The organism is Microthrixaceae bacterium (assembly GCA_016702505.1).
In the GTDB taxonomy this organism is placed as follows: Bacteria; Actinomycetota; Acidimicrobiia; order Acidimicrobiales; family Iamiaceae; genus Aquihabitans.
In genome coordinates this window covers 57,829-82,865 of record JADJDU010000014.1, presented here as the reverse complement: position 1 = coordinate 82,865, position 25,037 = coordinate 57,829, and the positions used below count along the sequence as shown (strand labels likewise).

Genomic DNA, 25,037 nt, shown 5'->3' with positions numbered 1-25,037 from the left:
CATCAGCCCTGGCCGCCAGGCAACCAACAACAGGAGGCCCACCGGCAACAGCAGTTACCGAGGCCAACCAGCCCGAGTCCCCGTGGAGGATCAAGCCACCCAAAGCGAGGCTTGAAGTCCCGGAGAGGCGGTTGGTTATTTGATGTCGAGGTCCATCAGGCGGATGGCGTTGCCTCGGACCAGCTTGTAGACGATGTCGTCGGAGAGCCCGTCCATCATCTTCATGGCCACCTCACGCGAGTGCGGCCACGTCGAGTCCGAGTGGGGGTAGTCGGTCTCGAAGCAGACGTTGTTGGGACCGACCTTCTCGATGTTCTCCAAGCCGTACTGGTCGGCGAAGAAGCAGCCGTAGATGCTCTGGTAGTAGTAGGTCGACGGCGGCTCCTTGACGATGTCGCTGACACCGCCCCAACCCCGGTTCTCCTCCCAGACGCGGTCGGCCCGTTCGAGGATGTAGGGGATCCACCCGATCTGGCCCTCGCTGTAGGCCAGCTTGAGGGTGGGGAACTTGGCTAGCCACCCCGAGAACATCCAGTCGGTCATGGAGCTCATGGCGTTGCCAAAGGTGAGGGTCGAGCCGACGGCGGCGGGGGCATCGGCGGACGTCGAGGGCATCTTGGACGACGAGCCGATGTGCATGTGGATGGCGACGTTGGTCTCCGAACACGCCCGGAACAGCGGTTCCCAGTAATCGGTGTGGATCGACGGCAGGTTCAGGTACGGCGGGATCTCGCTGAAGGCCAACGCCCGCACGCCGCGCTCGGCGTTGCGCCGCACCTCGGCGGCGGCCAGATCAGCATCCCAGAGCTGCACGATGATCAGCGGCTGAAGACGGCCGTTGGTGCCGCCGCACCACTCCTCCACCATCCAGTCGTTGTAGGCCTTGACGCACAGGTCGGCCAGGACCTTGTCCTGGGCCTCCATGAACGTCTGGCCGCAGAAGCGGGGGAAGGTAGGGAAGCACATCTGGATGTCGGTCCAGTTGGCATCCATGTCCGCCAAGCGAGCCTCTTGGTCCCAACACCCCTTGCGCATCTCCTCGTAGGTGACGCCGGTGACCTTCACCTCGTCACGGTCGAATCCCACCGCGGCGGCGAGGCGGGTCTGGGGGATCTTCTTGTCCTCATAGATCCACCAGTCACACAGATCGCCGTCGTCGGAGGGTTCGTAGCTGAACACACCTCCAACGAAATTCATGGTCCCGCGCTCTCGCACGGTCCGGGGCCCGACGTCGTGGTACTTCTTGGGAAGGCGGTCGAGCCACACGTTGGGCGGCTCGATCACGTGGTCGTCGACCGAGATGATCTTGGGAAAGTCGTCGGCGTTGGGGGTGCCTGCGTCAGTCATGGTCATGATGCTACCTCACAATCTGACGGGTCGTCAGAAACTGAAACGGGTGGTTGGAAACAATGGTCGGGGTAGAACTGCCTGGTCCACGCCGGGCGGCGGTGGGCGTCGGCGCTTCCGAAGCCATTCTGAGGGAACATCTGGGCAAACCTCTCCGGATCACCAGATCTGGTCCGTGTAGGTGTCGGTTCCGGGAACCGTCGCCCGGAACGGCGCCACCAGCACCAGGCGGCCCAGCCCCGCCGAAGCGAAACGCTCGCCAAGCCCGGCGAACGTCTCGTCCCAGATGTCGGTGATCTCGTCGTCCACGAACCAGAGCTGACTGAAACGGTTGGCCGCGCTGTCAGCGCGCACCCCGGGAGCCGAGTCCCCCGGCAGCGGGATGGCGGTGAACTCGGCCCCACGACCCCGGGTAGCGGCTGCTCACCGAACCAGGCGTCGACGTCGTCGAGGGTGCGGCCATCGGCCGGCTCTCCGATCACCAACACCACGTACGGCGAACGGTGATCCAGGGCCAGCTCCACCGGCACCCCATCGGGGGCCTCGTACTCGGTGCGGAACCGGTACATGAGGGTGTGGATGTGGTCACGGTCAGCGAACATCCGCCCGTTCTCGTGCAACCACTTGACCTGCTCGGACCCCCACTGCATCCATTCACCGAACCGGCCCGCCAACACCCAGTACAAGGCCAGGAACGAACCTGCCGCCGAGTCGGGTGCCACCGGTGAGTCGGCGGGGTAACGCAGCTCCTTGAGGTCACGTGTGGCCACGAAGCGTGCTCCGCTGATGGTCCAAGCGCCGATCATGCAGCCGGCGTAGAAGTGGTCCCGCTCGTACCAACGGTTGTAGGCCACCTCGGAACCACGGTGCGGTTCCACGAGCGTGACCAGTGCGCCCCCCAGCCGCACCGGACGCTGATCGGTCTTGCCACTGCCGAGATCCTGCACGCATATCCCCTGATCCGGTGAGCTCACCCAAAGGGTGAAACTAGAACAGGTTTCATTCTGCCTGTCCGACCCCGGACTCGCCACTCGCCACTCGCCACTCGCCACTCGCCTCCCGCCCGACCCCCGTGCACGTTTCGAGACCGCCGACGTGCCGTCGTTGGGCAAGGATGGCGTCATGAGCGAATCGCCTACCTGTTTCGACGTCGAACGAATCGGCAAGGTCGCCCACGTGCGTCTCAACCGGCCCGATGTCTACAACTCGATGATCAAGGAGTTCTGGTCGGAGCTGCCCGCGGTGGTGCGCGACCTCGATGAGGACGGTTCGGTGCGCGCCATCGTCATCTCCTCCACCGGAAAGCACTTCTGCTCGGGAATGGACCTGGGAGTGTTCGCCTCAGGAGGCGGTGACGCCCTCGGCGGCCCGTCGGCCGATGGTTCAGCCGCCGAACAGGGCCGAGCCCGGGCTCGGCTACTCCAGAGCGTGCGGGTGCTCCAAGAATCGTTCACCGCGCTGGAACGGGTCCGGATGCCGGTGATCGCCGCCATCCAGGGCGGCTGCATCGGAGGGGCGGTCGACATGGTCTCGGCTTGCGACCTCCGCTACGCCAGCGAGGACGCCTTCTTCTGCATCCAGGAGATCAACATCGGCATGACCGCTGATGTTGGCACGCTCCAGCGGCTCCCCAAGATCATCCCCGAAGGCATCGCTCGGGAGTGGGCCTACCGGGGCAACCGGGTCCCTGCCGCCCGAGCCGCCGAGGTAGGCCTGGTGAACGAGGTGTTCCCCGACCACGACTCCCTCGTGGCCGGCGCCCTGGAGGTGGCCGCGGAGATCGCCACCAAGAGCCCGTTGGCCATCTGGGGCACCAAGGAGATGATCAACTTCGCCAGGGATCACTCGGTAGCTGACTCGCTCAACCACATGTCCGCCTGGCAGTCGGGAATGTTCCAACCTGCCGACATGCTCGAGACCTTCATGGCCAAGGGCGAAAAGCGCGACCCCAACTTCCCAGACCTCCTCGGCAACAGCAGAGGGCTCTAACCCGGACCCACCGCCGAGGTAAGCAACCGAGAGTCCGCTGGAGCTTGCGTTGGCGCTGCAAGAGAGCCTGTGGCGTGCATCCTGGGCAGACAGGGCCCACCAAGGATATAAACTAGCTATGTGACTAAGTCCGTTGGGGTCCACGAGGCCAAGACCCACCTGTCCCGGTTGCTCGCCGAGGTCGCCGCCGGACAGGAGGTGATCATCGCCAACCGCGGCGTCGCGGTCGCCCGTCTGATACCCGTCACCAACACCGAGGGGAGGACGCTGGGATCAGACCGCGGTGTGTTCGAGGTGCCGGAGGACTTCGACGCTCCACTCCCCGCCGAGGTCCTCGACGCGTTCGAAGCATGAGGGTCCTGCTCGACACGCACATCTTCCTCTGGCTCCAGACTGCCCCGGAACGTCTCGGGGACCACCTTGGGCTGGCGGAGAACCCGACAACAGAACTGCTGGTGTCAGCCGTGACGTCGTGGGAGATCGCCATCAAGTACGCCCTGGGGAGGCTTGATCTGCCTGAACCCCCATCTCGCTACGTCCCTGATCGAATCAGCCGGATCTCAGGCACCCCGATTCCCGTCGAACACCACGACACCCTCGCCGTGGCCGACCTCCCACTGATCCACCGCGACCCCTTCGACCGGCTGCTCGTCGCCCAGGCTCGACATCTCTCGGTTCCGTTGCTGACCGCCGACGCCACCGTGTCCGCATACCCGGTCGACACGTTGCTCGTCGGCGATCACGACCCCGGTCGCTGAATCCATTCGCCCGCCAGCTACCAGCCACCCCAGAAAGACGCCCTTCACCAGCCAGCGTCGGACTAGCGCTGAGGTGTCACCGCTGCTTCTATGACCGCGGCGGTGGCGAGAAGGCGGGGTTCGTGGTGGTCTGGAGCCACCAGTTGAAGGCCAGCTGGCAACAAGCCCCCGCTGGGGACTGGCACGGTCATGGCTGGGTGGCCAGCCAGGTTCACCGCCGCCGCCGCCGGGTTCGGCCCGACGCCGTGTTCGCCGAGCCGGGCCGGGTAGGCGGTCATGGTCGGCAGGACCAACACTCCGAAAGCTCCGAACACCTCGGCCAACTCGGCCCGCCACGGGACCCTCCTCGCCCGGGCCTCCGCCAGTTCGGTCGGGCTGATGGTTTGGGCGAAGGTGAACCGTTCCACCAGATCGGCACCCAGTTGGTGTCGGTGATGGCGCCAGATGTCGTCGTTGACCATCAGGGCTTCACCGAAGAGGACGTCCATTGCGGCACGGTGCGCGGCCTCCCACCCGACGGCGAGCACGTCGGTTACGTCTGTGGTCTCGATCCCCGCGGCGATGAGCGCCGAGTCGATGGCGGCATCGATAGTGGGATCGGTCCCGGGCAGGCGTAGCCGGGCCACCGCGTGGACCGCGGTGACATCGCCGTCGGTGAGCTGGCCGTTCAGCATCGTGGCGCCAACGGCAACGTCTCGGACCGTGCGACCCAGAACTCCGATGGTGTCGAGCGACGGGGCCAGAGGACGGGTGCCCACCACCGACACCACCCCGAAGGTGGGCTTCAGCCCGACCACCCCGCAGGCGGTCGCTGGGTTGCGGATGGATCCGGCCGTATCGGTTCCCAGCGCAACATCGGCGTCGCCGACGGCCACGACCACAGCCGATCCGCTCGATGAACCTCCCGGCACTCGTCGAGGGTCGAGTGGATTGACGGGCGTGCCGTAGTGAGGGTTGACCCCACTGGAACCGAAGCACAGCTCGTGCAGGTTCACCTTTCCCACCAGACGAGCACCGCCAGCCCTGAAACCAGCCAGGCACTCGGCATCGGCCACCGCCGGCTCGGCACCGTCGGCCACCGCCGGTGACCCTGCCGTCGTCACCACGCCTGCCACGTCGATGCAGTCCTTGACCGCCAGGCGGATGCCATCAGGACGGGCCTGAGAATCCTGCTCAGGATCGATCCTCGTGATGAAGGTGGAATCTCGTGGAACGTCACCTCCGACGTCGGTCATTGGCCGCCCATCTCTCTAGAAGTGCCGGACAGGCGGCGATCGGGGATGAACCAGAGGACAGCCATCGCCACGTATCCAGCTACGGCCAACCACTGGTTGACAAAGGCCAGGCCCGCCGAGACGGCATAGACGACGGGCGAGACCTTGCCCTTCAGGTCATTGCCCAACGCCCGAGCGACCTCTGAGTCCTGGCCGTGCTCGCTCACGATTGCTGACTGGAGGATGAAATAGGCGATCGCTGACATCAGGGCAACCAGTCCGTAGAACGCCGCAGTGTCACCGGCGAAGCTGTGCTCACCCATCCATGCGGTCGCGAAGGGGAACAACGACAACCAGAACAGCAGGTGCATGTTCGACCACATGATCGCCCCGTTCACCCGGTCGGCTGCTCGGAGCAGGTGGTGATGGTTGTTCCAGTAGATCCCGACGTAGACGAAGCTCAGCACGTAGGACATGAACACCGGCCACAGGGCACGCAGATCGGCGAGAGCAGCTCCTTCGGGTGGTCGTAGCTCCAACACCATGATCGTGATGATGATGGCCAGGACACCGTCGCTGAAGGCCTCCAGCCTCGCCGTGCTCACCTTCACGCCTCCTAGCGATGTCCGTCAGATGCCCACACAGCCGGTCCAGCCTGGGCGAAAGCTCCTCGTTTGTCTCCCACACCGAAGGGTGACAAGAGCGCCGCCGGGAATCGAGACGATGGACTCGGATCCAGACCGGCAAGCAGGGTATCGGGCTGTCTGACCAGTTGGGCCGACGATGGGTCGACAGTATGCGCCGGGCTGACATTTGCCAGCCGGTATGGTCCGGCGATGATCGTGTTCGTGCATGGGGTGCCCGAGACCGCGGCCTACTGGGATCTTCTTCGGGCCGAGATCGATGAGCCGTCGGTGGCGCTCAGCCTGCCTGGGTTCGGGTGCCAGAGACCCGATGGTTTCACGGCCACCAAGGACGCATACGTCGACTGGTTGGTCGGGGAGTTGGCGGCCATGGACGAGCCCGTGGACCTGGTCGGCCACGATTGGGGTGCCGGGTTCACCTATCGGCTGGTGACGACGCATCCCGAGTTGGTGCGAACCTGGGCCGCCGATGTGGCGACCATCGTGCACCCCGACCAGAAGTGGCACGACTTCGCCCAGGTGTGGCAAACGCCTGGTGACGGTGAGGCGTTCATCGAAGCCCAACTCGCCACTCCCCCAGAGGATCAGGCCCCGACGTTCGAGGAAATGGGCATGACCCGGGAGGCGGCGTTGGCCACCGTGTCGGCCATGGACGCCACCATGGGGGCCTGCATCCTCGACCTGTACCGCTCCGCGGTGCCCAACACCTACGCCAGTTGGGGCGCCGAGATGGGCCCCGTCGGCCGACCCGGGATGGTGATCGACGCCACCGGAGACGGCTTCTCCAGTACGCCCAAGTCAGTCGAGGTGGCCGAGATGCTCGGAGCCGAGGTGGGCACCCTGGAAGGTCGGCGCCACTTCTGGGCCGTAGAAGACCCGTCGGGTGCCGCCGCCCTCCTCACCGAGTTCTGGGCTCGCGCCCGCTGAGAAGGCACGCCGGTGCAGCGATCGGCTTCTGCCGGTCGTAGCAGCGAAGGCGTCGGCCAGCACACCGGCGACCGAACCCCGCCGGTAGGCTCTGCCCATCGGCGGATCGGGGCTAAACCGTGGGTGGCCCCTCGTCCAGGACCGCGATCAGCAGCGCGGTGGCAGCGGCATACAGCGGCTGGGCCATGGGGTCGGCGCGTAGGGCGTCGTCGGGCCCCTGACCGATTACCGGACCACCAGGGGTCAGCAGGGTGAACCGCGACTCCCCCGGGTCCAGTGGTGGGAGTTCGGGGCCAGCCCAGGGCCCGAGCTCGTCGGCCAGTTCCTGACCCACCTCGATGAGGGCCGATGCCCCCATGACCAGGTCGTAGCGGGCGCTGTCGACCACCAGAACCGATCCGCCGTGGTTGAGGTAGCGAATCGAGCCATCGGCGTACACCGCCAGCGCGTCGTGGCCCGCACCAACCGCGATCTCAGCGACCATGCCGAGGACGGTGCAGGCTATGGAGGCGTCGGGCTGGATACCGTTGGCGCGCAGGAACGTCCAGGCCTGAAGGCGGTGCCGGGGCTCGAACATGTCGAACATGGAGATGTGGCCCCAGTCTCGAATGGCCAGGTCCAGGTCTCCGTTGGCCAGGTGGCGCCGGGCCCGTACGAAGGTGGTCCAAGGCTCCGCGGTGGCGTCGTCCCCGGCGGGCCAGTTGTCCATGGGAACGTTGCCGAACAGCAGGGGGCGGAGCTCGTCAGCCGCGGTCATTGTGTTGCTCCCGGATCGGTGAAAGCCCTCAGCAGGGCATCGGACTGGAGGCTGGGCAGCACCGAGCCTCCGTCTACCACGATCGTTTGACCGGTGACATAGCTGGCGTCGGGGCCGGCCAGGAAGGCGATGACCCGAGCCACCTCGTCGGCATCGCCGATTCGTCCCATCGGGGTACCGGACTCGGCCGCCGCCCGCCACGTCGGGTTGTCGACCACCACCTCGGTGAGCGAGGTGGAGATCATCCCTGGGGCTACGGCGTTGACCCTCACCAGCGGAGCCAGTTCCAGAGCCGCGGTCTGGGTCAGGTTGATGACCGCGGCCTTGGCCGCCGAGTACGGGCCCTCACCGCGGGTGGGGCGTAGACCGGTGAGCGATGTGTTGTTGACGATGGCGCCACCGCCGCTGTCGACGATGATCGGGGCCGCGGATCGGATGGCATTGAAGGTCCCGGTCAGGTTCACGCCGATGAGAAGTGACCAGTCCTTGTCGGTGTAGTCGACCAAGGGCTTCGCCATTCCGACCCCGGCGTTGTTGACCAGAATGCTCAGCCCACCCATGACGGCAGCGGCATCGGCCACGGCCCGGTTCATCGCCTCGCTGTCGGCCACATCGGCGGCAATGGCTCGGCCACCGATGTCGAAGGCCACCCGGCTGGCGGACTCGGCGTTGCGGTCCAGCACCGTCACCTCGGCCCCCTCTGCAGATAGGAGGCGACAGGTCGCTTCCCCGATTCCTGAACCTCCCCCGGTGACCAGGGCTCTGGCCCCAGAGAACCGCGGGTTTCGCTCGCCGGTCATCAGGGCCCGTCCGCTGAATCATGGGCCGCGGGTAGGTCCTGTTCGGTTGGGGCAGTCGGCAAGGCGGGTGCGTCTTCGCCGATCACCACCACTCGGTCAGCGGTGAAGACCACCTTTGTGGAGGCGGGGTCCAAGAAGGCGTCCTCATCGGCTCGCATGGCGGCGGCTGCGGGGTCCGACAACATGGCCACGAAGGCGTCCCAGGACACGAACTGCTGCACCGCCACACCATCCCAGCCCGATCGGTCATCGGGTCGGGCCGCCATCTGCTCATAGCGCTGGATGTGGCGGGCCAGGCCAGGGGTATCTCTGATGAGCGGCGCGTGGTGGTTGCGCCAATGGTCCAAGAACTCGGCTCGGCTGGTTCCTGCTCGTCGCTTCACGAAGGCGACCAACTGGACAGGGCCGTCCTCAGCGGTGGGTACTCCACGCCGGGCAGGGCCATGTGACTCGGCCATCAGCCGTTGAACCAGTGACCGGCGTTGACACCGATCATCTGACCGGTCACCGGCCGCGACAGCGGGGATGCGAAGTACACGACGGTCCCGGCGATCTCCTCGGAGTGGGGCAGGTAGCCCAGGCAGGTCTCGGCCGCCACCTCGTCGTACACCTCCTGGAAGGTGATGCCCCGCTTCTCGGCCTGGTGGTTGAAGTACCACTCCACCGAGTCGCCGTAGATGTAGCCCGGGTGCACCCCGTTGACTCTGATCCCCTTGGCTCCGAGCTTGCGAGCCAGGGTCTTGGTGATGGCGGCCAGCGCGCCCTTGGAGGCCACATAGGCCCCCCACCGCCGTTCGATGCGCTGGACCGACATGGTGTTGATCATCACCACTCGCCCGTCACCCGACGCCTCGAGGTGGGGGACGCACGCTCGGGTCAGGTACAGCGATCCGAACAGGTTGACCTCCATGGTGGTGTGCCAGTCGGCGAGGTCGGCTTCCATGAACGGTTTGGCGTCGCCGCCGTGGTAGGCGTTGTTGACCAGCACATCGATCCGACCCAGCCCTTCCGCCACCGCTACTGCCGCCGCTCCACACGCAGCTTCATCGGCGATGTCACAGACCACGGGCAAGGCTCGGCGACCCAGCGCCTCGATCTCCTCGGCCACTGACCGCAGGCGCTCCTCTGTCCGTCCCAACAGCGCCACGTCGGCACCTTCGCGGGCGAAGGCCAAGGCGATGTCTCGACCCATGCCCGGCCCGATGCCCGATACCAGCCCGACCTTTCCTTCCAACAGCACCAGATCATCTCCCTCGTTGTCAGTACCGAATGGTCATCACCAGCTACCAGCCCTCGTCCGCCATCGAGACGTGCCCAGCCCCATCCCGAGACCGCCCCCGATCCATGTCCGAGGTGAGGTTCACGCCCTCAGAAGGGGCAGCACCTCGGATCCGAACCGCTCGATCTGTTCGACCAGTTCGTCGACGCTGCGGGAACGCAACCGGACCTGCACCTGATCAACACCCAGGCCCGCGAACTTGTCCAGCACGTGGGCGATCTTCTCGGCCGGTCCACTCAGAACCGGCTGACCCAGATCCCAGCTCGGTGCTCCCACGTAGGTGGCACCCAGCAGGGCACCGACGGTGAAGGGCTCGTGACGCCCGGCCGCGGCCCGCAGGTCTGCCAACCGGCCGAGGATCTCGGCATCGACGGGCCCCTGGGGCAGCCAGCCATCGCCGCGCTCGGCCGCTCGCCGCAGCGCAGCCGGGGAGGAGCCGCCGATCCAGATGGGAGGGCCATCCTCTTGGATCGGACGGGGGTGCTGACCCATGTCGGCGGCGGGCCAGCGGGGTCCGGGCAGCGTCGGGTAGTCCTCGGCGAAGGCGGCTCGCAGCGCGTCGATCGATTCGTCGAGCAGTCGGCCCCGTTCCTCGAAGGGAAGGCCGAGCATCTCGAACTCTTCTCGGACGTGCCCTGCCCCCACACCCAAGATGACCCGGCCGCCCGACACCACGTCGAGGGTGGAGAAGGCCTTGGCCGCCTGGAGCGGGTGACGGTAGGCGGGGACGTAGATGTGACTGAGGAGCCGGGTCCGCTCGGTTATCCCCGCCAGCCAGCCCAGGGTGGCGACGGTGTCCCACCACTCGGTGCCCATGACCGGGGCCTTCTCGGAGGGGATGGCGGTGTGGTCGCAGACCGCGATGTAGGCGAACCCGGCCGCGTCGGCGGCCCGGGCCACTCGGGCCAACTCGGCGGCCCCGGCGTCTGCCTCCCAGGCTTCGGCGAAGTTGGTGGACTTGGACTGGATGGGCAGTTGCATGCCCACCGCCAGGGTTCCCGAAGTAGGGGAAAATGCCATGGTTCCTGTCTTGCCTGAGGGTCCGGGATCGCCCCGGATCGTACGCCCCTTCAGGTCACCTCAGTCGAGGATGCCGATTCCACCCACAGACACACCAGCACCCTGGGGTACCCCACCGTGCCTCGAACTGGTGCCGACCACCGCCTCGAAGCAGCGACGCCGGAAGGCTTCGCCTTTCGGTGGACCAATCAAGCCGGAGGTTTCACTCCGGTGATCGACCAGTAGACGATGCGGGCCATGACCGTGCGCAGGTCTGGGGCCTGCACCCCCCAGAACTCGAAACCAACCCGATAGGCGGCCACATGCACCAGCATGGCCACCAGCACGCCGGCGATAGCGTCGGGGGCAACGTCGGGCTGCCCCTTGCCGTTGGCCTGGTGGTCCTTAGCGGCGGCCGACAGAGCGTTGTTCAGATCCCGCAGAAGCCGGGTGCGCACGGTGGCAAACCGCTTGTCGCCTTCGTCGGTGGCCAGGTTGACCACCCGGAGGACCGGTTGGTTCTCGTCCCAGAAGGTGAGGACGGCGTCGGCCAACGCCTCGGCCGCCTCGTAACCGACGCGGCCCTTCCACGAGTTGTCGGACATGACGGCCGCGAAGCGCTCCACACCAGCGTCGACCATGTCGTCGGCCAACACCAGGATCGCTGACTCGACGTCGGGGAAGTACTGGTAGAAGGTGGCGGGCGACGTCCCCGCTTCCCGGGCGATGTCGACCACCTTGAGATCCCGGTAGGAGCTGGAGCGCAACATTTCGGTGGTGCACTCCAGGAGGCGCTGGCGGGTGGCCAGGCCTCGCCGTCCCGGGACGCGCCCGTCAGCGGCGCGGGGCTCGACTTCGTCGTCGGGCAAAGTTGACGGGGCGTCAGATGTCACGGGGCGTCAGGATAGGAGGCGGATCGGTCCGGCACCGCCATCGCCTACTCAGCGGCCTTGGCCGGCGGCCGGTAGCAGGCAGCCAACAGGCCGACCGCACCGGCGACTCCAACCCCGATGGCGATGCCGAAGGCGGTGTAGGGCTTGAAGGCGAACGAGAGCTCCATGGCGTGGTCGATCGAATGACGTCCGGGGCTGGTGGCGGCCACGTAGGCGGCGAACACGGCCAGAACCGAGTTGTACTCCCAGCCGTCGATCCCGCTGCGGTACCCGTTGGCCCGGTGCACGGTCCACGCCGCCACGATCATCAGGCTCACGTAGCCGGCCGCGGCCAACGGGGTGAGGAAGCCGACGGCCATCAGCACCCCGCAACCCAGCTCGGTGGAGGCGGCCAGGTAGGCATGGACCTTGCCGTTGGGCTTCATGCCCATGGAGTCGAACCAGCCCGCGGTACCGGCGATCTTGCCTCCCTTGAAGAACTTCCAGTAGCCGTGGAAGGCCAGGGTGAAGCCCAAGAAGATGCGGACCAACAACATGATGTTGTCCATCTGGTCGGCGTAGTTCGTCACTGCGTCGTCTCTCTGTCCAGGAGCTCGCGGAGCTCGAACTTCATCACCTTGCCGCCGGCGTTGAACGGAAGGGCATCGACCACCCGCACGATGCGGGGGACCTTGTAGTTGGCCATGTGGTCGCGGGCCCAGGCCACGATCTCGGCCGGGTCGGGGGTGGTGCCGGTGGCGGCCACCACGAAGGCGGCTCCGACTTCCCCGAGGCGTTCGTCGGCCACGCCGACCACCGCGACCTGGGCGATGTGGGGATGGGCCAGCAGGAGGTTCTCTATCTCGGCCGGGTAGGCGTTGAACCCGCCGGAGATGAACAGGTCCTTCTTGCGGTCGGTGATGCGGAGGTAGCCACGCTCGTCCATCACCCCGACGTCACCGGTGTGAAGCCAGCCCTCGGCATCGATGGTCTCGGCGGTGGCCTCGGGGTTCTCGAAGTAGCCAGCCATCACGTTGTAGCCCCGCACCACCACCTCGCCGGCTTCCCCCGCAGCCATCTCGTTACCGTCGTCGTCGACCACCTTCACCTCGATCCCGGGCATGGCCCGACCCGAGGTGGTGGCGATGGTGACGGCGTCGTCGCCCCGGCGGCACATGGTGGCGAAGCCGCAAGCCTCGGTGAGCCCGTAGGCGGTTATCACGGTGTCGAAGCCGAGGTCGGTGCGCATCTGCTCGATGAGGGCGACGGGGACGCTGGCGGCACCGGTGACCGCCAAGCGGAGGCTGGACGAGTCGAGTTGGGACCGGTCGGGGTGGTTGAGGATGGTCTGGTAGAGCGTCGGCGGTCCCGGGACCATCGAGATGCGCTGCTCGGAGATGAGGCGCATGGCCTCGGGCACGTCGAACACCGGCATGGGTACCAGCACGCAGCCGGTGGCGAGCCAGGCCACGATGCCGGCCTTGTACCCGAAGGAGTGGAAGAACGGGTTGATGGCCAGGTACCGGTCGTCCTCGTTCAGTCCGACGACGTTGGCCCAGGTGGCAACAGTGCGCAGCACCTGACTGTGGTTGCAGATGACACCCTTGGGCTTGCCGGTGGTTCCCGAGGTGAACAACAGGTCGGCGGTGTCGGTGGGCTGCACCTCGGCGCGCCGCTCGGCCACCTGGACAACGGTGACCCCGGCCTCGCCAGCAGCCAGGAACTCCTCCCAGGTCTCGGTTGGCACTCGGCCCGCCTGACCCGCGGCACCGCCCTGACCCGCGGCACCGCCCTGACCAGCGGCACCGCCCTGACCCTCCTGGTCGCCCTGGCCCGCACTGCCAGTCAGGTCCTCCGGGCCCTTCTGGTCGCCCTGGCCCGCACTGCCAGTCAGGTCGTCCTGGGTACCAGCACCGGTCTCAGGCTCGGCCCGCAGGACCACGATCCGCTCCAGGTGAGGCAAGTCGTGCCCGGCGAGCATGGCCGGGTAGTGGTTGCCCAGGAACCCGTCGACGGTGACCAGGATCCGCGCCCGGCTCCGCTCGATGATGTCGGCGGCTTCAGCCCCCCTTGTAGCGGGTGTTGAGCGGGACCAGCACCGCCCCGACGCTCTGAAGCCCGAACAGGGCGATCACCCATTCGGCACAGTTCGGGGCCCACACCGCCACCCGGTCGCCTCGTTCGACCCCTGCGGCCAGAAAGGCCGCGGCAGCCCGATCGGTCTCTCGGGCCACCTCGGCCCAGGTCCAGGTTCGGAAACCCCCGGCCCCGTCCTGGTCGACGATCGCCTCCCGGTCACCGAGCCGAGCCGCTACGTCCACGACCGCAGCCGGAATGGTCACCCACCGACGGTCCGCCCGTGGGTCGTCCCCGTCGCTGTTCTCATTCTCAGTAGTCATCCGACCCTCCAAGCGCCAGCTGCCCCCACCCCGTTCTTGGGCAAGAATCCGACCTGTTCTCGGGCAAGAAGTGGTCGCCCGCCAACCAGATCTCGCCCCAGTTCCGACCCGCGCCAAGGCCGAAACCGTTCTTGGGCAAGAAGTGGTCGGCATGTCGCCCGATCTTGCTCAAGAACCGACTCCCGACCAGGCGGCCACCAGGTCATCCACGGTGGTGAGGGTGGCCAGCAGGGAAAGGGTGTTGTCGATCACCGCATCGGCATAGGCGGCGGGGATGCCGCACACCGCGTCTCGGGGCAGGACCACCTGGTAGCCGTGGTTGACGGCGTCCATCACCAAGTTGGTGACGGCCACGTTCACCGACACGCCGGTAACCACCAGGGTCCGGACGCCGAGGTTGCGAAGGATCGGGTCCAGGTCGGTGCCGGCCATGGGGTTGAGACCGTGGAGGCGACACAACACCAGGTCCTCGGGTGAGGGGCCCAGGGCCGGGACCACGTCGGCTTCGGGAGAGCCCGGCAGCAGAGCCACCGGCGACTTCTTCACCGCCGCGAACAGGCGGGCGTTGGTGTTGGACCCGGCGGCATCGGCCCGTCGAGCCGCGGTGGCATGGATCACCCGCACACCGGCGGGCCGAGCGGCGTCCAGCAGCACCGACAACCGTTCCACAATGGGTCCAGCCGCTTCGGCCAGCGCGGGAAGGGCCGAACGCTCCCCCACCACCCCGTTCTGAACTTCAGAGGTGACGACGGCCGTGTGGGCAGGGTCAACAAGGGAAGCAAGGTCAACAGCCATGGACCGCCGAGCGTATCTGACGCCGCGTCAGGACACCGTAGGTGGCCCGCCGTTCAGGGCGAGCCAGCGAGTCACCCGAGGAGTAGGCGGCAGCCTCAGGTGGGCTTGAAGACCATGTCCAGGAGGATGAGGACGAACAGGAGGTGGAGGATTCCGCCGAACATGGCGGCCTTCTTGCCTCGTTCTTGCAGCTCGGCCAACTGCGGGGGTGGCCCGCCCTGGGGTGGGCCGGCGGCGGCCATCTCTCGCTGGAGGGCCAGCATCGCCTTGAGGTTGGGGTAGTGCAACCCCAACGACACACCGAGCGCCACCAGGTACAACGTCATGGCAATGCTGATCCACATGTCGGAGAACTCGATGTAGGTCCCGTCCATACCCGAGGCCAAGACGACGGCCAGGAGCCCGAAGGCTCCCGACGCCCAGATGAACGGCGACGTAAGGACGTGGCCGGCTTCGTCGATCATCTCGCTCACCTTGAGCATCAGGGCTGGATCGCCGCTCTTGCGGACCTTGGCGCTGAGCATCGGCCACACGAAGGTGGAACCGAAGCCCACGATCGCAGTGAGGATGTGAGCGAACACGACCAGTTGGTACAGACCGGAATCAGGGGTCAAAGCCAAAACCATCTCGGGGTCCCTTCGTCACGAGCGCTGTGTGCGCCGACCGTAGCCGGAGTTCTGGCGCCCGTGGTCGACCTCGACCGCCAAACCCAGTGAAGGAATGGCGGCGCCCACTTCGACCGCCACCCCCGCAAGAGGTGGCGGCGCCCGCCTCGGCCGCCACCCCCGACCCGAACCGGGTCAGGCCACGGCACCCTCCACCTCTCGGGCCTGATCCCGGTACAACAGAGCGAGCAGTTCGGTCTGCACGTCACGGAAGTGGGGGTCGTCGATTATCGACACCCGATCCCGAGGCCGGGGGATGTCCACTGGGATCACCGCGCTGACCGAACGGCCGGGCGGGTTGGACATGACCACCACCCGGTCGGACAGGAGGATGGCCTCGTCGATGCCGTGGGTGACCATCACCACCATCTCGGTCTCGGACTCACTCGACCACAGGTCGATCAGTTGAGCTTGGAGACGGGCCCGGGTCAGGGCGTCGAGCGCCCCGAAGGGTTCATCCAACAACAGCACCCGGGGCTCCACGGCGAATGCCCGAGCCACGGCGCACCGTTGCTGCATGCCGCCCGACACCTGATGGGGCTTCTTGTCCCGGTGCTCCCACAGCCCGACACCTTGCAAGTACCGCTCGGCGGCGCTGTCGACCTTCTCGGCCGACCAGTCCCGTCGTGCCGAGCGGACGGCGGCATGGACGTTGCGCACCAGGCTGAGCCGGGGCAGCAACGAATAGCTCTGGAACACCATGGCCCTGTCAGGACTGGGTCCGGCCACCACCTCCCCGTCGAGGCGCACCTCACCGGCGTCGGCGGTACCGAGCCCTCCCAGCACGTTGAGCAGCGTGCTCTTGCCACAGCCCGAGTGGCCGATCAGCGACACGAACTCACCGGGTTGGACCTCCAGGTTCACGTCCCGCAGGACCCATTGACGGGACCCACCGTGGGCGAACCCCTTCCAAACCCCTTCGATCTGCAAGCTCATGACCGTGCCTCCGTGTGGTTGACGAGACGACCGAGGGCCTGGAAGGCCAGGTCGAGGACGACGCCGGTGCCACCGATGAGGATGACAGCCGACAGGACGTAGGCCAGACCCTGGCCGTTGTAGGACTGCCATATGTAGAAGCCGATTCCGCTCGATGCCGCCAGCATCTCGGCGGCCACGATGACCATCCAAGCCACCCCCATCGACAGTCGCAGTCCGGTGATGATCGACGGCAGAGCGTGCGGGACGACGATCTCGCGGATGCGGGTGTAGGGCGAGAACCGGAACACCCGGGCCACGTCGGACTGGTCGGTCGGCACCGACCCGGCCCCGGCTGCGGTGTTGATGACGACGGGCCACAGGGCGGCGAGGAAGATCACCCAGATGGCGGCGGGCTCGGTCTTGACCAGAATCGTCAGGCAGATCGGGAACCACGCCAGCGGTGATATCGGCTTGAGGAGTTGCACCAGCGGGTCGAACACCTGGTGAAGACGCCTGGAGGTTCCCAGGGCGAACCCGGCCGGCACACCGATCACCGCGGCCATGGCGAAGCCCTTGACCACTCTGGCCAACGAGTCGCCCAACTGGAGGATGATCCCCTTGCCGGCCGGACCGTCGGGGGCGAGTCCGTCGGCCAGCAGGGTATGTAGCACTTCGAAGGTGGGCATCGGGCCTGGCAGGCCCTCGGCCCGGGTCGAGGCGAACTGCCAGGCCAGGCCCAGAACGACGAAGCCGGCCAGGCCGCACCCGATGCGCTCGAACCGGGCCCGGGTCTTGCCGAGGGCTGGGACGTCAGGCTCGATGAGTGGCTGGGCTTCGGCGTCGACCGTGGACCGAGGACGGTCCACCACACCGATCGGAGCGATGGGGACGTCGGGTGAGGTGATGGTCATGATCGGGTCGCCTCCAGTTCAGGCTTGGTGGGATCGAACGTGACGCCGTCGAGTGCGACCTCGATCGGGGCCATGGCGGTGTCCGGCACCGTCACCCCGGCCGTGGCCGCCACCGAGGCGTAGAGGTCCGTGAGGATCAGCTCATCGGCCAGCGCCGTGTCGGGCAGTTCTGGCAGGTAACCGAACCGCACGTACTGGGCCATCGCCCACACCAGGTACCCCGGGGCCGGGAAGCTGACCTCCCCGTCACGGAAGAACCTCATGCGCAGGTCACCGAACTCCTTGTCGCCGTGACCGCCGCCCAGGTCGTAGGTGCCGGCCAGGCGACCCTTGATCTCCTCAGGAGTGGCATTCACGTATTTGGGGACGCCGATTATCTGAGCCGTCTCGGCCACGTTGGCCGGGTCATCCAGCCACTTCTGAGCTTCGAAGACGGCCAGCATCAGCTTCTCGAGGGTCTCGGGGTTCTCTTCTGCGAACCCGGCGCTGGTCACCAGCGCCTTCTCGGGGTGGTTGGCCCAGATGTCCTGCGAGGTGATGGCCGTGAAACCCTTGCCCTTGAGTACGGCCCGGGCGTTCCATGGTTCTCCCACGCAGTAGCCCCGAACGTTCTCCTGGTTGAGGTTGTTGAACATGTCTGGCGGCGGCACCGGCTTGATCTCGATTCCCGCCTCGGCCGGGTCGATGCCCATCGCCTTCAACCAGTAGCGAAGCCAGAGGTCATGGGTCCCGCCGGGGAAAGTCATGGCCAGGCTCTTGGGCTTGCGTTCCTTCAGCACCGCCTTGGCCGCGTCGAGGTCGTCGTAGCCGGCATCGGCCAGATCCGAGGCCAGGGTGATGGCCTGCCCGTTCTGGTTCAGCATCATCGCCACCCGCAGGCTTCGAGGTTTGTCACTGGAACCCTCGATCTTGCTGACGCCGGTGGCCACTGACAGCGGCATGGTGAACAGGCAGTGTGCCGCCGCGAACTCACCGTTGAGCAGCTTGTCTCGCACTCCCGGCCACGACTTGCCGTTCTCCAGCGTCACGTCCACTCCGTGGTCGGCGAAGATCCCCTTCTCCTTGGCGATCACCAACGGAGCGCAGTCGGTGAGCGGGATGAATCCGAGCGTGACCTTGGCGGTGTTGCCGCCCGATGCCGACCCACCCGCCGCGGTTCCCGTCGATCCGCTCGAGCTGTTCGAGTCGTCCAACGAACCGCACCCGGACGCCAACCCGCCAGCGGCCACGGCGACGCCTGTAGCGGTGATGCCCTGAATGAATCGACGGCGGCCGAGAGACGAGTTGGTGAGACCGGTCCCGGCCGAACGTTCAGTGATGGCTGGTTCTTGGTTCATGGAGGTGAACCTAAGAACAGGGGTTTGCCAGCCAGTATCACGGCGGTGAACGGTCCTGTGCCACGGCCGCACATCGATTCGAGGGTCGGGTGTGGTGTTGACGCCGCACCTGATCCACCGGTGAGCCACCCGACACAGATCTCTCCCCCTGCCACCACCAACGAAGGTCCGACGACACCAACCTCCCACGGCTGAGAGCCGAGCAGTAGTTGTGACACCCAGGGCAGGGACCGGTGGCATAGCGTGGCCAGCGACAAAGGCGGTGAGATCATGGGCCATGGATTTCACGAATCTGGTGGCGACCTAGCTGGTGCACACCGTCCCAGGCGACTGGCCGGGACTGCTCTCGGGTGTGGAATCGGGGCGCTGGCCATCGGATTGTTGGTGCTGGGGAGCCTGGCGGTGTGGTTGTCCAGCTGCGAAGTACGGGTACTCGAGTTCGAGCCAACCCGCGGCGATGGCTCCGGCTCCGCTCGCGTGGCGGTCACGGTCGAACCGTCACGGGACCTTGTCGATCAAACGATCGTTACCGTCACCAGCGCTGCATTTCCGGCCTATCACGTGGTGGGGCTGGCCGTTTGCCTCGAGGCCGTCGATACGGAGTCGGCCGGGGTGAAGGCCTGTGACACCGTCCGAGCTGCCCGGTTCGCGGTGGGCCCAGATGGCCAGTTCTCGGCGACCTACCCGGTTCCCCGAGTCATCACCGTGCAGGGCCGAGCCCATGACTGCGCGTCGCCGGGCACCAACTGTGTGTTGGTAGCTGCCGATGCCCGGGACTACGACCTTTCAGGGGGCCAACCCCTCGCCTTCCGAACGAACCTGGGTCCGGTCAACCTGGTTACGGCCACGGTTCGTGCCGAGTCTCTGATGCTTCCCACCGTGCCTCCGTCCTTCGAAGCGCTCGCCTCGGGATCAACGGTCGAAGTTGTGGCGTCGGGGTTCCGGCCCAACGAGCCGATCCTGTTGGCCCATTGCGCTGGGTTTCCGGCTCGAGCTGCCACCACGACGTGCAGTCCTGTCGACTCCGAGGCGATGACCGCCGTCATCTCGCGCACCGTGGAGGGTATGACCAGGCATGCCGACCCACAAGGTGTGGCTCGCTTCACCTTCACCGCGCTACCAACGGTTGTGCCCCCAGATGAGTGGTGATGGGCCCGTGTCGTGCGTGGCTTCAGGTCCGGGTTGCAGCTTTGTGGTGGCGGCGGCGGCCGATCTTCAGCGGTCCAGCGTGACGCCCTACACGGTTGCCTGGTGAGTTCGACCTGCGCTCCCCCATCGACGCGATGGTCTCTGACGGTTCGTCAGGATAAGATCTGACGGACCGTCAGAAACTGACGGAGGCCACCCCAGCACCTGCTGCGCCATCGAAGGGATTCCCATGGGCGAGTTGCCGAAGATCATCAGCGTTGACGACCACGTCGTCGAGCCGGCCCACGTCTGGCAGACCTGGCTGCCCGAGAAGTTCCGGGCCGACGGCCCCGCGTGGAGCGGCGCGGCATCGGCCACATGAAGCACATCGGCGGCGGTGCCTACGAACAGACCTTCGACCCCGACGGCACCCCGGCCGACTGCTGGGTGTTCGGCGACGTTGTCTACATCCAGAAGCGTCACGTGGCCGCCGTGGGCTACAGCCGCGACGAGATGACCATGACCCCCATGACCTACGAGGAGATGCGCCCGGGTTGCTACGACCCCAAGGCCCGCGTCGAGGACATGAAGATGAACCACACCGAGGCGTCGCTGTGCTTTCCCAGCTTTCCCCGGTTCTGCGGCCAGACCTTCACCGAACACCCCGACCGTGAGATGGGCCTGGCGTGCGTCAAGGCCTACAACGACTGGATGGTCGAGGAGTGGTGTGGCGACTCCGACGGTGCCCTGATCCCCCTGATCATCGTCCCGCTGTGGGACGCCGAGCTGGCCGCGGCCGAGGTCAGGCGCAACGCCGAACGGGGCGTGACCGCGGTGTGCTTCAGCGAGGTTCCTGCCCACCTCGGGCTGCCCTCGATCCACGGCGGCTTCTGGGAACCGTTCTTCGCCGCATGCGAGGAGACCGACATGGGCATCCACATGCACATCGGGTCCTCATCACGCATGCCCGCCACCTCCCCCGACGCCCCCGTCGCCGTGGCCGCGTCCTTGTCGTTCAACAACTCGATGGCCTCGATGACCGACTGGATCTTCAGCGGCAACCTGGTGAAGTTCCCCAACCTGAAGCTGGCCTACAGCGAGGGCCAGATCGGCTGGATCCCCTACATGCTGGAACGGATCGACGACGTGTGGCGCGAGCACCGCGCCTGGGGAGGGGTGAAGGACACCATCCCCGAGCCGCCGAGCACCTACTACTACCGCAACATCTACGGCTGCTTCTTCCGCGACAACTTCGGCCTCACCGCGCTGGACGTAATCGGCGAGGACAACGTCACCTTCGAGACCGACTACCCCCACACCGACTCGACGTGGCCCACCTCCAAGGAGGTCGCCACCAAGATGATGGAGGGCCTCACCGAGGAGCAGATCTACAAGATCGTTCGGGGCAACGCCATCCGCCTGCTCAACCTCGACCTCGACAAGGACCGCCCGACGCCTGAGCGCGCGCCCGCCGGGCCCCGCAACTGATCCGACCTGCCGATCACCACAGCGGGTGAAGGTCCACCGGACCGTCAGCCGGAACCAGCAGAATCTCGACGGTGGCCGGGTCAACGACGACCCGGCCACCGTCGCGTCCACCAGGGGGTCCACCGCAGTCCCCAGACCGTTACCCGAGCTCGAGATCCACACCACCGGTGATATGGATCGAGGCCGGACCAACCCGAAGGTACCGTCACCCGATGACCGACACCCCTGCCGCCGCCGACCCGACCGCCAACCTGACCACCTTGCTCTACGAGCAGCGCGGCGCGGTGGCCTGGATCAGCCTCAACAGGCCCGAGCGCTACCACGCCTTCAACAAGGTCCTGTGCGACGAGTTGTCGGGTCTGTGGCGCCATCTGCGCACCGATGATTCGGTTCGGTCTGTGGTGCTGACAGCCACAGGAGACAAGGCGTTCTGCACCGGCATAGACCGGGACTTCGTTCCTGCCGAAGGTGGGGCCAGCTACGAGTTCACGCCGTTCACCTACGACGACCCCGGCCAGTTGCTGGGACCGAAGGCCAACGACTTCTGGAAGCCGGTGGTGTGTGCCGTCAACGGCATGGCTTGCGGCGGCGCCTTCTACCTGCTGGGCGAGGTCGACATCATCGTGGCCGCCGACCACGCAACCTTCTTCGATCCCCACGTCACCTACGGCATGCCCGCTGTCTACGAGCCGCTGTTGATGTTGCACCGCGGCATGCCCTTCGGGGAGATACTCCGGCTGAGCCTGCTCGGCAACCACGAACGCATGTCGGCCGAGAGGGCTCACCAGATCGGGTTGGTCAGCGAGATCTGCCCGGCGACCGAGCTGGAGGAACGGGCTGGCTGGCTGGCGAACACGATCGCCTCGGCCCCGACTCGCCCCATGCAGGCCACGCTGCGCGCTCTGTGGGCTGGCCGGGAGCTGAGCCGTCGTCAGGCGCTCGACCTGGGCAACACCTTCTTGAACTTGGGCATGAACGAGGATGACCTGGCCGAAGGCCAGAAGACCTTCGCTGCCGGCCGAGTCGAACCCCGCATCCGTTAGACCGAACTCACTGCGGCGGCCAGCGGCTTCGCCAGGTCACCCACTGGCTCCACCACCACTTCGTCCAGACCGAGAAACCGCGCCATCCCGCCCAGCTCCAACGCCAGTTCCCTCGCCGACTCGCCCTGGTCGACGCCCGACTCGGCGTACGCAGCCCGGACCCGCAGACTGCCGGTGCTGCGATCGGCCTTGAGGTCGACCCGCGCCACCAGCCTGTCCCCCGACAGGAACGGCAGCACGTAGTAGCCGTGGACCCGCTTGTGGGCGGGTACGTAGATCTCGACGCGGTAGCGGAAGTCCCATAGGCGTTCGGTCCGGGAACGTTCCCAGATGAGCGAGTCGAACGGTGACAGCAGCGCCCGTGCCGACACCGTCCGGGGCAACACCACGCCCCGATGGCGGTAGGCGACCTCACGCCATCCCTCGACCGTCACCGCTGCGAGCTGACCATCCTCCACCAACTCCTGCAACAAGGGCCGACAGAGGCGGACCGGCAACCGGAAATGGTCAGCCAGGTCCCCAGCAGTGCCCACACCGTGAGCACGCGCCGCCCGTTCCAGCAGAGCCCGGAGGGCGTCGTGTCGGGTCGGTGTCGCCGCGGCCAGGACCTCGGCCGGAAGCATCCGTTCTGGCAGGTCGTACAGCCGCTCGAAGTTGGGTCCTCTACGAGCCGTGACCTGGCCACTCCAGAACAGGTACTCCAAGACCAGCTTTCCCTGGCTCCACCCCCACATTCCCGAGGTGCGCGGCCCGCCCCCCTCCAACATTCCGATGGTCATCGGACCCCGGTCCACGACCTGGTCCAACACGGAGCCGACCAAACCCTGGTCCTGGGTCGCCACGGCGGCCACTCCAGCCCAGGTCCCGATCCCAGCCCGGGCGTCGTCCATCCGCCATCTCAGCAACGGATGCATCTCCACCGGGACGTGGGACGCCTCGTGGGCCCAGTACTCGAAGATGTCGCTGCGCTCGGTCATCTCGCTGAGCAGGCTCCGACGATGACTGCCCAGGCGGGCGAAAAGGGCCAACTCCTGGGCTCGGCACACCACGTTGACGGAGTCGATCTGGATGACACCGACCCGAGACAACAACCGGCGACCGTGACGGCGGTCGACTCGACCCGTCGGTGCCGGGTCGGCAAATCCCTGGGCCGACAGGGCCAGGCGACGGGCTTGGCCGATCGACAGCGATTCGGATCCACGTGCACCGGGAGTCACCACCCCATGTTGGCGGCTAGCCCCGGCCCGAGCGGCGCTACCGTCGAGTCGTGACCTCCGACCCCACCTGGCCTACCCGGGCCGAACCGGGCGCGGGTTCGGTTCCGACGCATTGGTTGGCCCCGGGAACCACCCGCGCTGGCTACCTGGCCGCCACCGTCGCCGAAGCAGCTCATCGCTTCGGTGACCGTCCAGCGTTTGTGGACCACGACGGCACCAACCTCACCTACCGAGAGCTTCACGAGCGCTCCGACGAGATCGCCTCGCTGACCCTCGGCTCGACATCGTGGTGGGTTCTGGCCCAGATCGCCGCGGCCAAGGTCGGGGCCACCACCGCCGGCGTGAACCCGAGGCTGACCGCATCCGAGAGGGACGCATGCCTGGCCCGGGTCGAACCCGATCTGGTGCTGGCCTCCCCCGAAGACGTAACCGGGCTTGCCCGACGTGGACACCGGCCCGACACCCCGCCCAACGACCCCGACCGACCCGTCGCCGTCGTGTTCACCTCCGGCACCACCGGTACACCAAAGGGGGCGTGGTTCACCGACCGGCAGTTGACGGCCATAACCAACTACGACGTGGGCGAAAGGTGGGGATCAGCGCCCATAGCCCAGTACGGCTCCACCCAGTTCGCCCACGTCGGGTTCACCACCAAGCTGGCCTGGTACCTGCGCATGGGTACCACCACCCACCTACTGGATCGGTGGCGGGCCGGCGATGTCCTGGATCTGGTGGCACGAACCGGGATCACAACCATTGGGGCGGTGGCCCCTCAGATCGCGCTGCTGTTGCGCGATCCCGACTTCGATCGACGAGACCTCGCCTGCGTGAAGCTGCTGGTGGTGGGTGGTGCCGCTTCTCCACCGGCGTTGGTCACCGACGCCCGGGAACGCTTCAACTCCGGCTACTCCATCCGCTGGTCCTCCACCGAGGGCGGCGGGGTGGGAACGGCCACATCACCCGACGACCCCGACGCGATCGCCCTCCACACGGTGGGTCGACCCCGACCGGGGATGTACGTGGAGGCCCGCGACCCCGAGGGGTCACCGGTCCCGCCGGGAGAGGTGGGCGAACTGTGGTTGAAGAGCCGGGCCGTCACCTCGGGTTATTGGGGTGATCCCGAGGCGACCGCCGATGTCCTGGTCGACGGATGGCTCCGAACCGGAGACTTGGGGTCCATCGACGCCGGCGGAAACGTGACCATGACCGGGCGCCTCAGCGAGATGTACATCCGCGGCGGCTACAACGTCTTCCCTGCTGAGGTAGCTGCCGTGCTCGGCACTCACCCGGCCGTGGCCGAGGTGGCGGTGGTGCCCCGAACTGATGACGTGTTGGGCGAGGTGGGGGTGGCCGTCGTCGTCCCTGTCGACCCCGACCAACCTCCCGCACTGGCAGATCTACGAGCTCACGGTGCTGGACACCTTGCCCACTTCAAGCTGCCCGAAGACCTAGTCCTGGTGTCGTCACTGCCACTGACCGCCATGCAGAAGGTGGACCGGGTTGCGTTGGGCCAGCTCATCGACCCCGGAACGCCGACGCCCACCCGCTGA

Annotated in this window: 25 protein-coding genes and 2 pseudogenes; 8 read left to right on the top strand and 19 right to left on the bottom strand. The window is 66.7% G+C overall.

What is annotated here, in order from left to right:
* Positions 1-135: 135 nt before the first annotated feature.
* Together IPG97_14565 and IPG97_14560 are read right to left on the bottom strand one after the other, a co-directional pair.
* Positions 136-1,353, bottom strand: a complete 1,218-nt coding sequence (locus IPG97_14565; protein ID MBK6857724.1) for an amidohydrolase — start codon at positions 1,351-1,353, stop codon at positions 136-138.
* Positions 1,354-1,506: 153 nt separating this feature from the next.
* A complete protein-coding gene (locus tag IPG97_14560) occupies positions 1,507-1,701 on the bottom strand; it encodes a hypothetical protein (protein MBK6857723.1) in 195 nt (64 codons plus the stop codon).
* A gap of 768 nt (positions 1,702-2,469) precedes the next feature.
* Here IPG97_14560 and IPG97_14555 point away from each other — a divergent pair.
* The 3 genes from IPG97_14555 (at position 2,470) to IPG97_14545 (ending at position 4,094) form a co-directional block, all read left to right on the top strand.
* Entirely contained in the window at positions 2,470-3,336 is an 867-nt protein-coding gene (locus IPG97_14555) for a crotonase/enoyl-CoA hydratase family protein (protein MBK6857722.1), read from the top strand.
* A gap of 120 nt (positions 3,337-3,456) precedes the next feature.
* A complete protein-coding gene (locus IPG97_14550; protein ID MBK6857721.1) occupies positions 3,457-3,690 on the top strand; it encodes a type II toxin-antitoxin system Phd/YefM family antitoxin in 234 nt (77 codons plus the stop codon).
* A complete protein-coding gene (locus IPG97_14545) occupies positions 3,687-4,094 on the top strand; it encodes a type II toxin-antitoxin system VapC family toxin (protein ID MBK6857720.1) in 408 nt (135 codons plus the stop codon). Before IPG97_14550 ends, IPG97_14545 begins: the two co-directional genes overlap by 4 nt.
* A 62-nt stretch (positions 4,095-4,156) precedes the next feature.
* On the opposite strand, the gene IPG97_14540 is transcribed toward IPG97_14545, so the two are convergent.
* Together IPG97_14540 and IPG97_14535 are read right to left on the bottom strand one after the other, a co-directional pair.
* Entirely contained in the window at positions 4,157-5,329 is a 1,173-nt protein-coding gene (locus tag IPG97_14540) for an amidase (protein ID MBK6857719.1), read from the bottom strand.
* Positions 5,326-5,913 (bottom strand): DUF1211 domain-containing protein, encoded by a 588-nt coding sequence (locus tag IPG97_14535; protein MBK6857718.1) that lies wholly within the window; start codon positions 5,911-5,913, stop codon positions 5,326-5,328. The genes IPG97_14540 and IPG97_14535 overlap by 4 nt, the downstream gene beginning before the upstream one ends.
* Positions 5,914-6,144: 231 nt before the next feature.
* On the opposite strand from IPG97_14535, the gene IPG97_14530 reads away from it, so the two are divergent.
* Complete coding sequence (locus IPG97_14530; protein MBK6857717.1) at positions 6,145-6,879, top strand: alpha/beta hydrolase; 735 nt, start codon at positions 6,145-6,147, stop codon at positions 6,877-6,879.
* 112 nt (positions 6,880-6,991) lie between these two features.
* Here the strand turns inward: IPG97_14530 and IPG97_14525 are convergent, their stop codons facing one another.
* From IPG97_14525 to IPG97_14460, 14 genes and pseudogenes are all read right to left on the bottom strand, one after another.
* A complete protein-coding gene (locus IPG97_14525) occupies positions 6,992-7,636 on the bottom strand; it encodes a hypothetical protein (GenBank protein ID MBK6857716.1) in 645 nt (214 codons plus the stop codon).
* The gene (locus IPG97_14520) at positions 7,633-8,436 is read right to left on the bottom strand and encodes an SDR family oxidoreductase (protein MBK6857715.1); all 804 of its coding nucleotides are present in this window, start codon (positions 8,434-8,436) and stop codon (positions 7,633-7,635) included. Before IPG97_14520 ends, IPG97_14525 begins: the two co-directional genes overlap by 4 nt.
* Entirely contained in the window at positions 8,436-8,894 is a 459-nt protein-coding gene (locus tag IPG97_14515) for an EthD domain-containing protein (GenBank protein ID MBK6857714.1), read from the bottom strand. The genes IPG97_14520 and IPG97_14515 overlap by 1 nt, the downstream gene beginning before the upstream one ends.
* The gene (locus IPG97_14510) at positions 8,894-9,676 is read right to left on the bottom strand and encodes an SDR family oxidoreductase (GenBank protein ID MBK6857713.1); all 783 of its coding nucleotides are present in this window, start codon (positions 9,674-9,676) and stop codon (positions 8,894-8,896) included. The genes IPG97_14515 and IPG97_14510 overlap by 1 nt, the downstream gene beginning before the upstream one ends.
* 120 nt (positions 9,677-9,796) lie before the next feature.
* Entirely contained in the window at positions 9,797-10,735 is a 939-nt protein-coding gene (locus IPG97_14505; protein MBK6857712.1) for a TIGR03619 family F420-dependent LLM class oxidoreductase, read from the bottom strand.
* Positions 10,736-10,923: 188 nt separating this feature from the next.
* Positions 10,924-11,484, bottom strand: coding sequence for a TetR/AcrR family transcriptional regulator (locus tag IPG97_14500; protein MBK6857711.1), 561 nt, complete (start codon positions 11,482-11,484; stop codon positions 10,924-10,926).
* A 167-nt stretch (positions 11,485-11,651) separates the two neighbouring features.
* On the bottom strand, positions 11,652-12,155 hold the full coding sequence (locus tag IPG97_14495) for a DoxX family protein (protein ID MBK6857710.1): 504 nt from the start codon (positions 12,153-12,155) through the stop codon (positions 11,652-11,654).
* Positions 12,156-12,172: 17 nt separating this feature from the next.
* Positions 12,173-13,567, bottom strand: coding sequence for an AMP-binding protein (locus IPG97_14490; GenBank protein ID MBK6857709.1), 1,395 nt, complete (start codon positions 13,565-13,567; stop codon positions 12,173-12,175).
* A gap of 15 nt (positions 13,568-13,582) precedes the next feature.
* Positions 13,583-13,985 (bottom strand): annotated as a pseudogene (locus IPG97_14485) (AMP-binding protein).
* Positions 13,986-14,153: 168 nt separating this feature from the next.
* Positions 14,154-14,780 (bottom strand): cysteine hydrolase, encoded by a 627-nt coding sequence (locus IPG97_14480; GenBank protein ID MBK6857708.1) that lies wholly within the window; start codon positions 14,778-14,780, stop codon positions 14,154-14,156.
* A gap of 95 nt (positions 14,781-14,875) precedes the next feature.
* Complete coding sequence (locus IPG97_14475) at positions 14,876-15,406, bottom strand: DUF2269 family protein (protein ID MBK6857707.1); 531 nt, start codon at positions 15,404-15,406, stop codon at positions 14,876-14,878.
* A 174-nt stretch (positions 15,407-15,580) separates the two neighbouring features.
* Entirely contained in the window at positions 15,581-16,381 is an 801-nt protein-coding gene (locus IPG97_14470) for an ABC transporter ATP-binding protein (GenBank protein MBK6857706.1), read from the bottom strand.
* Complete coding sequence (locus IPG97_14465) at positions 16,378-17,274, bottom strand: ABC transporter permease (GenBank protein ID MBK6857705.1); 897 nt, start codon at positions 17,272-17,274, stop codon at positions 16,378-16,380. Before IPG97_14465 ends, IPG97_14470 begins: the two co-directional genes overlap by 4 nt.
* Positions 17,271-18,611, bottom strand: a complete 1,341-nt coding sequence (locus tag IPG97_14460) for an ABC transporter substrate-binding protein (protein MBK6857704.1) — start codon at positions 18,609-18,611, stop codon at positions 17,271-17,273. The genes IPG97_14465 and IPG97_14460 overlap by 4 nt, the downstream gene beginning before the upstream one ends.
* A gap of 243 nt (positions 18,612-18,854) precedes the next feature.
* Between IPG97_14460 and IPG97_14455 the strand changes: the two genes are divergently transcribed.
* The 3 genes and pseudogenes from IPG97_14455 (at position 18,855) to IPG97_14445 (ending at position 22,270) form a co-directional block, all read left to right on the top strand.
* Positions 18,855-19,760, top strand: a complete 906-nt coding sequence (locus IPG97_14455; GenBank protein ID MBK6857703.1) for a hypothetical protein — start codon at positions 18,855-18,857, stop codon at positions 19,758-19,760.
* Between the two features lie 229 nt (positions 19,761-19,989).
* Positions 19,990-21,227: pseudogene (locus IPG97_14450) on the top strand (amidohydrolase).
* Between the two features lie 212 nt (positions 21,228-21,439).
* Entirely contained in the window at positions 21,440-22,270 is an 831-nt protein-coding gene (locus tag IPG97_14445) for an enoyl-CoA hydratase/isomerase family protein (protein ID MBK6857702.1), read from the top strand.
* Here IPG97_14445 and IPG97_14440 read toward each other — a convergent pair.
* Entirely contained in the window at positions 22,267-23,487 is a 1,221-nt protein-coding gene (locus tag IPG97_14440) for a YcaQ family DNA glycosylase (GenBank protein MBK6857701.1), read from the bottom strand. The two genes, IPG97_14445 and IPG97_14440, sit on opposite strands and share 4 nt — an antisense overlap.
* A 146-nt stretch (positions 23,488-23,633) precedes the next feature.
* On the opposite strand from IPG97_14440, the gene IPG97_14435 reads away from it, so the two are divergent.
* Positions 23,634-25,037 carry an acyl--CoA ligase gene (locus IPG97_14435; protein MBK6857700.1) on the top strand — a complete coding sequence of 468 codons (1,404 nt, stop codon included), beginning with the start codon at positions 23,634-23,636 and terminating at the stop codon, positions 25,035-25,037.